Below are 12,613 nucleotides of genomic sequence, written 5' to 3' on the forward strand. Positions count from 1 at the left end.
AATGGCAAGAGATTTAAGATTAACAAGAAACATTGGGATTGCGGCTCACATTGACGCTGGTAAAACAACGACTACAGAACGCATCCTTTTTTATACAGGAGTTTCCCATAAAATGGGTGAGGTTCATGATGGTGCATCAACGATGGACTGGATGGAGCAAGAAGCTGAAAGAGGTATTACTATTACCTCCGCAGCTACTACTTGTGAGTGGGTTTTTCCAAAAGAAAATGCAGAGCCTACTCCAGAAGCACAAGAATATCATTTCAATATTATTGACACACCAGGTCACGTAGACTTTACGGTGGAAGTAAATCGTTCTTTACGTGTTCTTGATGGTCTTGTATTTCTTTTTAGTGCAGTGGATGGTGTTGAGCCACAATCTGAAACTAACTGGAGACTTGCAGATAACTATAAAGTACCACGTATAGGTTTTGTTAATAAGATGGACCGCCAGGGAGCTAATTTCCTTGAAGTATGTTCACAAGTGAAAACGATGTTGAAGTCTAACGCTGTACCTATCGTTTTGAACATAGGTGAAGAGGAAAACTTCAGAGGGATCGTAGATCTTGTTAAGAACAGAGCTGTTGTATGGCATGATGAGAACTTTGGTTCTACGTTTGATGTGGTGCCTATTCCTGAAGATATGAAAGATGAAGTACGTGAGTTGCGTGCTAATCTTATTGAAGAGGTTGCTAGTTATGACGAGAGTCTTCTTGAAAAATTCATGGAGGATGAAAATTCAATAACTGAAGATGAGGTGCATGCTGCATTGAGAGCTGCTGTTATGGATATGGCGATCATACCTATGGTATGTGGTTCTTCTTTCAAGAATAAAGGTGTTCAGTTTCTTCTAGATGCTGTATGTCGTTATTTGCCATCTCCTATGGACCGAGAAAGTGTTATAGGTACAAATCCTGATACTGGAAAAGAAGAAAGACGCAAGCCAGATGTTAATGAGCCTTTTGCTGCTCTTGCATTTAAAATTGCTACAGATCCTTTTGTGGGTCGTTTAGCATTCTTCCGCGCTTATTCAGGACACTTAGACGCAGGTTCTTATATTTTGAACAATCGTTCAGGTAAAAAAGAGCGTATCTCTCGTATCTATCAAATGCACTCTAATAAACAAAAAGCTATCGATTTTATCGAGGCTGGAGATATAGGTGCTGCAGTAGGATTTAAAGATATTAAGACTGGAGATACCATGTCTGATGAGAAACACCCAATTGTTTTAGAATCAATGGATTTCCCTGATCCCGTAATCGGTATCGCAGTGGAGCCTAAAACTAAGGCAGATGTGGATAAAATGGGTATGGCTCTAGCAAAACTTGCTGAGGAAGATCCAACGTTCCAAGTAAGAACTGATGAGGCTTCTGGCCAGACCATTATTTCTGGAATGGGAGAGCTTCACTTAGACATTATTGTTGACCGTATGCGTCGTGAATTTAATGTTGAATTAAATCAAGGAGCTCCACAGGTTGAGTATAAAGAAGCTATTACTCGTGCTGCAGAGCACCGTGAAACTTACAAGAAGCAGTCCGGTGGACGTGGTAAGTTTGGTGATATCGTATTTACAATGGAGCCTGCTCATGAGAATGAGGATGGTAAGATTGAAGAAGGTTTGCAGTTTATAAATAAAATCAAAGGTGGTAACGTTCCTAAGGAATTTATTCCCGCGATCGAGAAGGGATTCAAGGACGCGATGAGTAATGGACCACTAGCCGGTTTTGATATGGATAGCATGCGAGTAACATTGACTGATGGATCTTTCCACCCTGTGGATTCTGATGCACTTTCCTTTGAACTTGCAGCAAGAATGGGTTACAGAGCAGCTTCTAAAGCAGCCGGTGCCGTAATTCTTGAGCCTATCATGAAAGTAGAAGTAATCACCCCAGAGGAAAATATGGGTGATATTGTAGGTGACTTGAACCGCCGTCGTGGTCAGGTTAATGACATGGGCGATAGAGCAGGAGCTAAAGTTGTAAAAGCAGAGGTTCCACTTTCTGAAATGTTCGGTTACGTAACAACGTTGAGAACACTTTCATCTGGTCGTGCAACTTCTACAATGGAATTCTCTCATTATGCAGAGACTCCTAAAAACATCAGCGAGGAAGTGATCGCTGCAACTAAGGGTAATAACTAATTTTCAAGAGATGAGTCAAAAAATCAGAATCAAGTTAAAGTCTTACGATTACATGCTGGTAGATAAATCTGCTGAGAAAATTGTAAAGACCGTTAAAAGTACAGGTGCGGTAGTAACAGGGCCTATTCCATTACCTACACACAAAAAGATCTTCACAGTTTTGAGATCTCCTCACGTTAACAAAAAGTCACGTGAGCAGTTTGAGCTAAATTCTTACAAGAGATTGTTAGATATCTATAGTTCTTCCTCAAAAACTATTGATGCTCTTATGAAGCTTGAGCTTCCTAGTGGAGTTGAAGTAGAGATTAAAGTGTGATAGAAATAGGAGGTTAGTGCTATTTCGCTTTCGCGAAAGCGGAACAACAAGAATAAATAATAACAATTAATTAAATATTATGTCTGGGTTAATAGGAAAAAAAATCGGGATGACCAGCATCTATGATGAGAATGGTAAGAATATGCCATGTACCATCATTCAAGCAGGTCCTTGCGTAGTTACCCAAGTCAGAACTGAAGAGATAGACGGTTATGCCGCTCTGCAACTAGGTTTCGATGACAAATCAGACAAGAATGCTTCTAAAGCTGCTCAAGGGCACTTCAAGAAGGCTGGTACTGCTGTCAAAAGAAAAGTTGCTGAATTCAAAAGTTTTGCTAAGGAGTACAAATTAGGAGATGCTGTTACAGTTGACATGTTCACAGAAGGTGAGTTTGTTGATGTTTCAGGAACTTCAAAAGGTAAAGGTTTTCAGGGTGTTGTAAAACGTCACGGGTTTGCCGGTGTAGGTCAAGCGACCCACGGTCAACACAATCGTTTAAGAGCACCAGGTTCCATTGGAGCTGCATCTTATCCCGCTAGAGTATTCAAAGGAATGCGCATGGGTGGACAGATGGGAAATGAAAAGGTAAAAGTTGAAAATTTAAGAGTTCTTAAAGTGGTTCCTGAGAAAAATATCCTTGTAGTAAAGGGTGCAATTCCAGGTCACAATAATTCTTACGTAATCGTTCAGAAATAATGAAAGTAGCTGTAATAGATATTAAAGGAAAAGAAATAGGTCGTCAGGTAGAATTATCTGATGAAATTTTCGGAATTGAACCTAACGAGCACGCTATTTATCTGGATGTGAAACAGTACCACGCTAACCAGCGTCAGGGAACTCACAAAGCGAAACAACGCGCAGAGATTGTAGGTAGTACTCGAAAGATTAAAAAACAAAAAGGAACGGGTACAGCACGTGCTGGTTCTATAAAATCAGGTGTCTTTAGAGGTGGTGGACGTATTTTCGGCCCTGTACCTAGAGATTATTCTTTCAAATTGAACAAAGGTCAAAAGAGACTGGCACGTAAAAGTGCATTGAGCCTTAAAGCTTCAGAAGGTAATCTTCACGTAGTAGAAGACTTCAATTTTGATGCTCCTAAAACAAAGACATTTATGGATGTTTTAGCGGGATTAGGACTTGATAATAAAAAATCTCTCTTTGTGTTGGGTGGATCAAATAATAATGTATATTTGTCTTCGCGAAATTTGAGGGGTACTGAAGTTATAACTTACTCTGAATTAAGCACTTATAAAATAATGAACGCTAATAACGTTGTTGTTTTGGAAGGTTCGCTAGAAGGAATTGAGCAAAATCTAAGCAAATAAGCCATGAGCATTTTAATAAAACCCATTATTACAGAAAAAGCAACTAGCGATAGTGAGCTATTAAATCGATACGGTTTTGAGGTGTCTCCTAAGGCTAACAAGGTGCAGATCAAAAAAGAAGTTGAAGCAACTTATGGCGTCACGGTTCTTAAAGTAAGAACTATGAACACTAGAATAGGTCGCAAAACAAAACACACTAAAACAGGGATCCAAGTTGGTAAAACAAGTGCTCGTAAGAAAGCTTTTGTACAACTTAAGGATGGTGATACCATCGATCTTTATAGTAATCTATAAACTAAATACTGAATGTCAGTAAGAAAATTAAAACCTGTAACCCCTGGGCAGCGATTTAGAGTTGTAAATGGCTTTGATGCCATTACGACTGATAAGCCGGAGAAGAGCTTGCTCGTACCGAACAAACGCTCAGGAGGTCGTAATGCAAAAGGTCGTATGACCATGCGTTACATAGGTGGTGGACACAAACGTCGCTATCGTATTATCGATTTCAAACGAAATCGCTTTGGCATTCCAGCCACTGTAGCATCCATAGAGTATGACCCTAACAGGACTGCTTTTATTGCCTTGGTAAATTATCAAGATGGTGAAAAAACTTATGTGATTGCACAGAATGGTTTGCAAGTTGGTCAGAACATTGTTTCTGGTGACCAAGTTGCTCCTGAAGTTGGAAATGCAATGAAGATTTCTGGAATACCATTAGGTTCTATAATTAGTTGTATTGAATTAAGACCAGGTCAAGGTGCTATAATAGCTCGCAGTGCTGGATCTTTTGCTCAATTATTGTCGAGAGATGGTAAGTATGCAAATATCAAAATGCCTTCTGGAGAAGTAAGACGTATTCTTCAAGAATGTATGGCAACTATAGGGGCTGTGTCAAATAGTGATCATCAACTTGTTGTTAGTGGTAAGGCTGGTAGAAGTAGATGGTTAGGAAGAAGACCTAGAACTAGACCGGTTGCGATGAACCCAGTAGATCACCCAATGGGTGGTGGTGAAGGCCGCGCTTCTGGTGGACATCCAAGATCACGTAATGGTATACCTGCTAAAGGTTTCCGTACTCGTGACTTGAACAAAGCAAGTACTCAATATATCTTAGAACGTAGAAAGAAATAAATTATGGCTCGTTCATTAAAAAAAGGACCTTACGTATTCTATAAGTTGGAATCAAAGGTGGCTCAGAATATTGAGTCCGGAAAAAAGACCGTTATTAAGACATGGTCACGTGCATCAATGATAACTCCTGATTTTGTAGGTCAGACAATAGCAGTACATAACGGACGTCAGTTTGTTCCTGTGTTTGTTACTGAGAACATGGTAGGTCATAAGCTGGGTGAATTTTCACCTACGAGATCTTATCGTGGTCACACGGCTTCAAAGAATAAAGGAAAAAAATAAGATAGGCTATGGGAGTTCGTAAAAGACAGACAGCCGAAAGGTTGAAAGAAGAGAAGAAGAGCATATCATTTGCCAAGTTGAACAATTGTCCAACTTCGCCTCGTAAGATGCGTCTTGTTGCAGATATTATTCGTGGAAAGAAAGTAGAGGATGCATTAAACATTCTTAAGTTTTCTTCCAAAGAGGCTGCTGGGAGATTAGATAAATTAGTTCTTTCTGCAGTAGCTAACTGGCAGGCAAAGAATGAGGAAGGTGATGTCGCTGATGCTGGATTATTTATTAAGGAAATCCGCGTGGATGGCGGTACTATGTTGAAGAGACTAAGACCAGCCCCACAGGGTAGAGCGCATAGAATTAGAAAAAGATCAAACCATGTCACTCTAGTGTTGGGTGAATCCAATACCGTGAACAACTAGTAATATGGGACAAAAAACAAATCCAATAGGAAATAGATTAGGAATCATCTTCGGATGGGAATCTATGTGGTACGGAGGAAACGATTATGGAGATAGACTTGCTGAAGATGATAAGCTTCGTAAGTACATCCATGCTCGTCTTGCTAAAGCTAGTGTTTCAAGAATTATTATTGAGCGCACGCTTAAACTTGTAACGATTACTATTACTACGGCTCGTCCTGGTATTATTATCGGGAAAGGTGGTCAGGAAGTTGATCGTTTAAAGGAGGAATTGAAAAAAATATCCGGTAAGGACGTTCAAATCAATATCCACGAGATCAAGAGACCAGAGTTAGATGCTCATTTAGTAGGAGCTAGTGTTGCTCGTCAGATTGAGAATAGAATTTCATACCGTCGTGCCATTAAGATGGCTATTGCAGCTGCCATGAGAATGAATGCTGAAGGTATCAAGATTCAAATTTCAGGAAGATTGAATGGAGCAGAGATGGCTCGTTCAGAATCTTACAAAGACGGACGTATTCCATTATCTACTTTTAGAGCAGACATTGACTATGCTCTAGTAGAATCACATACTACTTACGGTAGAATAGGTGTGAAGGTATGGATCATGAAAGGAGATGTATATGGTAAGCGTGAGCTTTCCCCTCTAGCAGGTCTGTCAAAAAAACAAGGTAAACCAAGTGGCGGAGATCGTGGTGGCAACACTCGTCGACGTAGAAAATAATATAGCTAGAAATGTTACAACCTAAAAAGACAAAATTTAGAAAACAACAGAAGGGCCGCATGAAAGGTAATTCTGGTCGTGGTAATCAGCTAGCGTATGGTACCTTTGGAATCAAATCATTAGATTCTGAGTTTATCAACTCAAGACAGATTGAAGCAGCTCGTATTGCAGCAACGCGTTTTATGAAAAGAGAGGGATCTCTTTGGATTAAAATATTTCCGGACAAACCTATCACTAAGAAGCCTCTTGAGGTTCGTATGGGTAAAGGAAAAGGAGCTGTCGAGTATTGGGCAGCAGTAGTAACTCCAGGTAGAATTCTTTTTGAAATCTCTGGTGTTCCGTTAGCGACAGCCCAGGAAGCGTTAAGATTGGCGGCACAAAAGCTACCAGTTAAGACTAAGTTTATTGTAGCCCGTGATTATCAAGAATAGATTCAGACCATGAAACAATCAGAAGTAAAAGGATATTCTCAGGAAGAATTGAAAGATAGATTAGCAGAGTCGCAAAAGACTTATGCAGATTTGAAAAGAACTCACGTAGTTTCTCCATTGGAGAATCCTTCAGAGATCACAAAGCTTAGAAAGACAATTGCAAGGTTAAAGACTGCAGTTAATAATTCATAATACGAATTGTAATGGAAGAAAGAAACTTAAGAAAAGAGCGTATCGGTGTGGTTCGCAGCAACAAAATGGACAAAAGCATTGTCGTTGCAGAAGTCAAAAGACAGAAGCACCCTATGTATGGTAAGTTCGTATTGAATACCAAAAAGTATGTAGCTCATGATGAAAAGAATGACTGCAGAGAAGGCGATACCGTTAGAATAATGGAAACTCGTCCATTGAGTAAGACTAAGACATGGAGATTAGTCGAAATTTTAGAAAGAGCTAAATAATGTTACAACAGGAATCAAGATTAAAAGTTGCGGACAATACTGGAGCCAAAGAAGTTCTTTGTATTCGTGTGTTGGGTGGTACTAAAAGACGTTATGCGTCTGTAGGAGACAAAATTGTTGTTTCTGTTAAAGAATCTACTCCTAATGGAAACATTAAAAAAGGAGCTGTTTCTACGGCTGTTGTCGTAAGAACGAAAAAGGAAGTACGTCGTGCTGATGGATCTTATATTCGTTTTGATGATAACGCTTGTGTATTGTTGAATCCTAATTCTGAGATGCGTGGTACTCGTGTTTTCGGACCGGTAGCGAGAGAATTGCGTGACAAGCAGTTTATGAAGATCGTTTCTCTAGCTCCAGAAGTATTATAATCAAGTCATGGGAAAATTAAAAATAAAATCAGGAGATAACGTTCGAGTCATCGCTGGAGCACATAAGGGTGCAGAAGGTAAGGTTACACGTGTCTTTATTGATAAAAACAAAGCCATAGTGGAAGGTGTTAACATGGTCTCTAAACATGAGAAGCCAAGTGCGACAAACCCCCAAGGTGGAATTAAGGAAAAAGAAGCGGCTATTCAGGTTTCTAACCTTTCTTTAATCGACGGTAACGGTAAGTCTACTAAGGTAGGTTACAAGCTGGAAGATGGAAAGAAGATTCGTATAGCTAAATCAACTAAAGAAGAAATTTAGTCATGTCATATATTCCAAGACTTAAGGAAGAATATAAAGAACGCATTACAGGTTCTTTGAAGGAAGAGTTCGGTTACTCTAACGTAATGGAAATACCTAAACTTGAAAAAATAGTTTTGAGTAGAGGTGTGGGCGCTGCTGTTGCAGATAAGAAGCTCATCGATTATGCTATGGAGGAGTTGACAGCAATTACTGGTCAAAAGGCGGTTGCTACTTTATCTAAAAAGGATATCGCTGCCTTCAAACTTCGTAAAGGGATGCCTATAGGTGTCAAAGTAACTTTACGTGGTGAGCGCATGTATGAGTTCTTAGATCGTTTGATCACAGTTGCACTTCCTCGTGTTAGAGATTTCCAAGGAATTAAATCTGGTGGATTCGATGGACGTGGTAACTATAACTTAGGTATTACAGAACAAATCATTTTCCCTGAAATCAATATTGATAAAGTGAATAAAATATCTGGAATGGACATCACATTCGTTACCAGTGCAAAAACAGATAAAGAGGCTAAATCACTTCTTACGGAGCTAGGTTTACCTTTTAAAAAGGACTAAGCAATGGCAAAAGAATCAATGAAAGCGCGTGAGCGCAAGAGACAAGCGTTAGTAGAGAAATACGCTGAAAAACGTAAAGCACTCAAGGAAGCTGGTGATTATGAAGAGCTTCAGAAATTGCCTAAGAACGCTTCTCCAGTTCGTTTGCACAATCGTTGTAAGTTGACGGGTCGTCCTAAAGGATATATGAGACAGTTTGGACTTTCTAGAGTAACTTTTAGAGAGATGGCTAATAAGGGTTTAATACCAGGTGTTAAAAAAGCTAGTTGGTAACTAGTCTAAAGATAAGATTATGAATACAGATCCAATAGCAGATTATTTAACTAGACTTCGTAACGCAGTGCGTGCGAATCACAGAGTAGTTGAAATCCCAGCATCTAAAGTAAAAAAAGAAATAACAAAGATTCTTTTTGATCAAGGTTTCGTTCTTAGCTATAAATTTGTTGAGCATCCCGCACAGGATATCATCAAAATAGCTCTTAAGTATGATCGTGAAACTAAAGAATCCGTAATCAAGGATATTCAGCGTATGTCTAAGCCAGGACTTAGAAAGTATGCTGGTTCTAAGGAATTGCCAAGAATTTTGAATGGTTTGGGTATTGCAATCATCTCTACTTCTAGAGGAGTGATGACAGATAAGCAAGCTAGATCAGAAAACGTTGGTGGTGAAGTTCTTTGTTACGTTTACTAAAAACTGAATTATGTCAAGAATAGGAAATAATCCCGTAGCAATACCATCAGGTGTTAAGGTTACAGTAACCGACGGAAATATACATGTGGAAGGTAAGTTAGGTAAACTAGTACAGCCGTTTGCAGATGTTGAAATTAAGGTTGAAGATAACGAGGTTATTGTAACCCGTCCTTCTGATTCCAAAGACCATAAAGCAAAACACGGTTTATATCGTTCTTTAGTGAATAATATGATTGCTGGTGTTTCTGAAGGATGGACAAAGAATTTGGAATTGGTAGGTGTAGGTTATAGAGCCTCAAATCAAGGCCAGAAATTAGAACTTGCACTTGGTTTTTCACACAATATCGTTTTGGACATAGCTCCAGAAGTTAAAGTTGAGACTGTTTCTGAAAAGGGAAAGAATCCTGTGATTAAGCTAATGTCTTTAGATAAGCAACTTGTAGGACAAGTAGCCGCAAAAATTAGAGCCTTCCGCAAGCCGGAACCTTATAAAGGAAAAGGTGTTAAATTTGTCGGAGAAATTTTAAGAAGAAAAGCTGGTAAATCAGCATAACAATATAGTATTATGGCATTTTCAAAGTCAGCTAGAAGAGAAAAAATACGTGGTAGAATCAGAAAGACTATTTCTGGAACTGCAGAACGTCCTCGCTTATCTGTTTATCGCAGTAATAAGGAAATCTACGCTCAGGTTATTAATGATGTAAATGGATTGACCATTGCATCAGCAAGCTCCAGAGAGTTGAAATCTGACGCTCCCAAAAAGGATGCGGCTAAGGAAGTAGGTATGAAAATTGCCGAAAAAGCTAAAGCAGCAGGAGTGGAATCGGTATCTTTCGATCGTGGTGGTTATTTATATCATGGTAGAGTGTTATCATTAGCAGAAGGCGCTCGTGAAGGCGGCTTGAAATTTTAATCAGAAACATTTAGGATAATGTATCAAAAGTATAAAAACATAGAGCAGGTTAAGCCTGGTGGTTTAGATCTTAAAGATCGTTTAGTTGGCGTTCAGCGTGTAACTAAAGTAACTAAAGGTGGTAGAGCTTTCGGATTTTCTGCAATTGTTGTTGTAGGGGATGAGAATGGAGTGGTAGGACACGGTTTAGGTAAATCTAAAGAAGTTTCTGAAGCTATCTCAAAAGCTGTTGAGGATGCTAAAAAGAATTTAGTTCGTATTCCATTGCAGAAAGGGTCTATACCTCATGAGCAAAAAGGAAAATATGGTGGAGCTAGAGTGTTACTTCTTCCTGCTTCTGCGGGTACCGGAGTAATTGCTGGTGGTGCTATACGTGCGGTTCTTGAAGCCGTAGGAGTTCACGATGTTCTTTCCAAGAACCAGGGTTCTTCAAATCCTCATAATGTTGTTAAGGCAGTATTTGATGCTTTGTTACAATTACGTAACGTTGCTACTGTTGCAAAACAAAGAGGTATTTCAATCGATAAAGTATTTAACGGATAAAAGTTTACCATGGCAAAGCTGCATGTAAAAAAAGTACGTAGTGCGATCAATAGGACTGCACGTCAAAAGAAAACTTTGGAGGCTTTAGGTCTGCGCAAGATGAACCAAGTTGTAGAGCACGATGATAGCAAAGCAGTTTTAGGTATGATTGCCAAAGTATCACACTTAGTTTCCGTAGAAAAAGCATAATAACATTAAGAGATGAATTTACATAATTTAAAACCAGCAGAAGGTTCAGTAAAAAAATCTGCCAAGATTATAGGCCGTGGTCAAGGATCTGGTAAGGGTGGTACTGCAACTCGTGGTCACAAAGGAGCTAAATCAAGATCGGGTTATTCTAAGAAAATAGGTTTCGAGGGTGGTCAAATGCCATTACAGAGACGTGTTCCTAAGTTTGGTTTCACAAACATCAACCGTAAGGATTATAAAGGGGTCAATATTGACACTTTAGAAGCTTATCATGCGGAGGGACGTTTTTCAGAAACAGTTACTGTGGAAGATCTTATAAATCAAGGATTAGTTTACAAGAACGATCTAGTTAAGATATTAGGGCGTGGAGATATTTCTTCTTCCTTGAATATCACAGCCCATAAATTTACCGCTTCTGCGAAAGCCGCTATCGAGAAAGCTGGTGGTAAAGCAGAAATCGCATAACAGCATTCCATGAAGGTAATTGAGACATTAAAGAACATCTGGAAAATAGAGGAGCTAAAGGATCGTATTATTATGACCCTTAGCTTGCTTTTAGTTTATAGATTTGGTGCACAAGTTGTGCTACCATTTATAGACTCAACTCAATTAGCCGGTTTTGCAGCAAATTTTGAAGGTGGTGGAATAGGTACTATTCTTAATGCGTTTACAGGTGGAGCATTTGCTAACGCATCTGTTTTTGCTTTAGGAATCATGCCATATATTTCTGCTAGTATTGTTGTTCAACTCATGGGTATTGCAGTTCCTTATTTGCAGAAACTGCAAAAGGAAGGTGAGTCTGGTCGTAGAAAAATCAATCAAATCACACGTTGGTTAACGATTGGTATTTGTTTAGTTCAAGCTCCTAGTTATTTATTGAGTTTAGGATCCTTAGGTGTTCCTCCGGAAGCTTATCTAATCGATAATCAAACTTTAATTCTAGTCGTTGGTACAATAATTTTGGTAACGGGTTGTGTATTTGCAATGTGGTTAGGTGAGAAGATTACCGATAAAGGTATAGGGAATGGTATCTCTTTACTGATTATGGTAGGTATCATAGCTACTCTTCCACAGGCATTTGCTCAAGAGCTCGTTTCAAGATGGAATGGTACTGGTGGTTTGTTTGTGATAATTATAGAAGTTGTTATTTGGTTATTAGTTATTATGGCATGTATTATGCTAGTAATGGCTGTGAGAAAGATACCAGTACAATATGCTAGGAGAACTGCTTCAGGAGGATATGAGAAAAATGTTTTCGGATCCCGTCAGTTCTTACCTTTGAAGTTAAATGCATCGGGTGTAATGCCTATTATTTTCGCGCAAGCATTAATGTTTGTACCACAGGCAATCGGGACATTAGATTCTGATTGGGCAGTATCAATAGCAACAGCGTTCAGTGACATATTTGGTTTTTGGTACAACTTAGTGTTTGCACTACTGATCATAGTCTTTACTTATTTTTATACGGCTATAACCGTTCCTACGAATAAAATGGCAGATGATCTCAAGCGTAATGGTGGTTTTATCCCTGGAATAAGACCAGGAACTGAAACATCAGAGTATCTTGATCGTGTAATGTCTCAAATCACATTGCCTGGTTCTATTTTCCTCGCATTGATAGCAATTGTTCCAGCGTTTGTTTCATTGATGGGTGTTACCCAATCATGGGCGTTATTTTACGGTGGTACTTCTATGTTGATCATGGTAGGAGTTGCGATAGATACCATGCAACAAATTAATTCATACTTGTTGAACCGTCATTATGACGGGTTGATCAAAACAGGTAAAAATAGAAAAGCAGTAGCATAA

The 12,613-nt window shown here is 39.1% G+C and carries 23 protein-coding genes; all 23 read left to right on the plus strand.

Going from position 1 to position 12,613, the window contains the following annotated elements:
• Position 1: 1 nt before the first annotated feature.
• The 23 genes from fusA (at position 2) to secY (ending at position 12,613) form a co-directional block, all read left to right on the plus strand.
• Positions 2-2,140, plus strand: a complete 2,139-nt coding sequence (gene fusA / locus IQ282_RS06705; RefSeq protein ID WP_194851081.1) for an elongation factor G — start codon at positions 2-4, stop codon at positions 2,138-2,140.
• A gap of 10 nt (positions 2,141-2,150) precedes the next feature.
• Positions 2,151-2,456, plus strand: coding sequence for a 30S ribosomal protein S10 (rpsJ, locus tag IQ282_RS06710; RefSeq protein ID WP_194851082.1), 306 nt, complete (start codon positions 2,151-2,153; stop codon positions 2,454-2,456).
• A gap of 79 nt (positions 2,457-2,535) precedes the next feature.
• On the plus strand, positions 2,536-3,153 hold the full coding sequence (gene rplC, locus IQ282_RS06715; RefSeq protein WP_194851083.1) for a 50S ribosomal protein L3: 618 nt from the start codon (positions 2,536-2,538) through the stop codon (positions 3,151-3,153).
• A complete protein-coding gene (rplD, locus tag IQ282_RS06720; protein WP_194851084.1) occupies positions 3,153-3,782 on the plus strand; it encodes a 50S ribosomal protein L4 in 630 nt (209 codons plus the stop codon). The genes rplC and rplD overlap by 1 nt, the downstream gene beginning before the upstream one ends.
• Before the next feature lie 3 nt (positions 3,783-3,785).
• Positions 3,786-4,076 (plus strand): 50S ribosomal protein L23, encoded by a 291-nt coding sequence (gene rplW / locus IQ282_RS06725; protein WP_194851085.1) that lies wholly within the window; start codon positions 3,786-3,788, stop codon positions 4,074-4,076.
• Between the two features lie 12 nt (positions 4,077-4,088).
• Positions 4,089-4,913 carry a 50S ribosomal protein L2 gene (gene rplB, locus IQ282_RS06730; protein WP_194851086.1) on the plus strand — a complete coding sequence of 275 codons (825 nt, stop codon included), beginning with the start codon at positions 4,089-4,091 and terminating at the stop codon, positions 4,911-4,913.
• Between the two features lie 3 nt (positions 4,914-4,916).
• A complete protein-coding gene (gene rpsS, locus IQ282_RS06735) occupies positions 4,917-5,195 on the plus strand; it encodes a 30S ribosomal protein S19 (RefSeq protein WP_194851087.1) in 279 nt (92 codons plus the stop codon).
• A gap of 8 nt (positions 5,196-5,203) precedes the next feature.
• The gene (gene rplV / locus IQ282_RS06740; protein WP_194851088.1) at positions 5,204-5,611 is read left to right on the plus strand and encodes a 50S ribosomal protein L22; all 408 of its coding nucleotides are present in this window, start codon (positions 5,204-5,206) and stop codon (positions 5,609-5,611) included.
• Between the two features lie 4 nt (positions 5,612-5,615).
• Entirely contained in the window at positions 5,616-6,335 is a 720-nt protein-coding gene (gene rpsC / locus IQ282_RS06745) for a 30S ribosomal protein S3 (protein WP_194851089.1), read from the plus strand.
• A gap of 11 nt (positions 6,336-6,346) precedes the next feature.
• Positions 6,347-6,766, plus strand: coding sequence for a 50S ribosomal protein L16 (gene rplP / locus IQ282_RS06750; RefSeq protein WP_194851090.1), 420 nt, complete (start codon positions 6,347-6,349; stop codon positions 6,764-6,766).
• A 9-nt stretch (positions 6,767-6,775) separates the two neighbouring features.
• A complete protein-coding gene (rpmC, locus tag IQ282_RS06755; RefSeq protein ID WP_194851091.1) occupies positions 6,776-6,958 on the plus strand; it encodes a 50S ribosomal protein L29 in 183 nt (60 codons plus the stop codon).
• Between the two features lie 11 nt (positions 6,959-6,969).
• Positions 6,970-7,227: a 30S ribosomal protein S17 gene (rpsQ, locus tag IQ282_RS06760; protein WP_194851092.1), complete on the plus strand. Its 258-nt coding sequence runs from the start codon at positions 6,970-6,972 to the stop codon at positions 7,225-7,227.
• The gene (rplN, locus tag IQ282_RS06765; RefSeq protein ID WP_194851093.1) at positions 7,227-7,595 is read left to right on the plus strand and encodes a 50S ribosomal protein L14; all 369 of its coding nucleotides are present in this window, start codon (positions 7,227-7,229) and stop codon (positions 7,593-7,595) included. Before rpsQ ends, rplN begins: the two co-directional genes overlap by 1 nt.
• 7 nt (positions 7,596-7,602) lie before the next feature.
• The gene (rplX, locus tag IQ282_RS06770) at positions 7,603-7,914 is read left to right on the plus strand and encodes a 50S ribosomal protein L24 (RefSeq protein WP_194851094.1); all 312 of its coding nucleotides are present in this window, start codon (positions 7,603-7,605) and stop codon (positions 7,912-7,914) included.
• A 2-nt stretch (positions 7,915-7,916) separates the two neighbouring features.
• Positions 7,917-8,468 (plus strand): 50S ribosomal protein L5, encoded by a 552-nt coding sequence (gene rplE, locus IQ282_RS06775; protein WP_194851095.1) that lies wholly within the window; start codon positions 7,917-7,919, stop codon positions 8,466-8,468.
• 3 nt (positions 8,469-8,471) lie between these two features.
• Positions 8,472-8,741, plus strand: a complete 270-nt coding sequence (gene rpsN, locus IQ282_RS06780; protein ID WP_194851096.1) for a 30S ribosomal protein S14 — start codon at positions 8,472-8,474, stop codon at positions 8,739-8,741.
• A 19-nt stretch (positions 8,742-8,760) separates the two neighbouring features.
• Positions 8,761-9,159: a 30S ribosomal protein S8 gene (rpsH, locus tag IQ282_RS06785; protein WP_194851097.1), complete on the plus strand. Its 399-nt coding sequence runs from the start codon at positions 8,761-8,763 to the stop codon at positions 9,157-9,159.
• 10 nt (positions 9,160-9,169) lie between these two features.
• The gene (rplF, locus tag IQ282_RS06790) at positions 9,170-9,712 is read left to right on the plus strand and encodes a 50S ribosomal protein L6 (RefSeq protein ID WP_194851098.1); all 543 of its coding nucleotides are present in this window, start codon (positions 9,170-9,172) and stop codon (positions 9,710-9,712) included.
• Between the two features lie 12 nt (positions 9,713-9,724).
• Positions 9,725-10,072, plus strand: coding sequence for a 50S ribosomal protein L18 (rplR, locus tag IQ282_RS06795; RefSeq protein WP_194851099.1), 348 nt, complete (start codon positions 9,725-9,727; stop codon positions 10,070-10,072).
• 18 nt (positions 10,073-10,090) lie between these two features.
• Positions 10,091-10,615: a 30S ribosomal protein S5 gene (gene rpsE, locus IQ282_RS06800; protein ID WP_194851100.1), complete on the plus strand. Its 525-nt coding sequence runs from the start codon at positions 10,091-10,093 to the stop codon at positions 10,613-10,615.
• Positions 10,616-10,624: 9 nt separating this feature from the next.
• Positions 10,625-10,804 (plus strand): 50S ribosomal protein L30, encoded by a 180-nt coding sequence (gene rpmD / locus IQ282_RS06805; RefSeq protein WP_194851101.1) that lies wholly within the window; start codon positions 10,625-10,627, stop codon positions 10,802-10,804.
• A gap of 12 nt (positions 10,805-10,816) precedes the next feature.
• Entirely contained in the window at positions 10,817-11,269 is a 453-nt protein-coding gene (gene rplO / locus IQ282_RS06810) for a 50S ribosomal protein L15 (RefSeq protein ID WP_194851102.1), read from the plus strand.
• Between the two features lie 9 nt (positions 11,270-11,278).
• Entirely contained in the window at positions 11,279-12,613 is a 1,335-nt protein-coding gene (gene secY, locus IQ282_RS06815; protein ID WP_194851103.1) for a preprotein translocase subunit SecY, read from the plus strand.

The organism is Nonlabens antarcticus (genome assembly GCF_015356755.1).
Taxonomy (GTDB): Bacteria; Bacteroidota; Bacteroidia; order Flavobacteriales; family Flavobacteriaceae; genus Nonlabens; species Nonlabens antarcticus.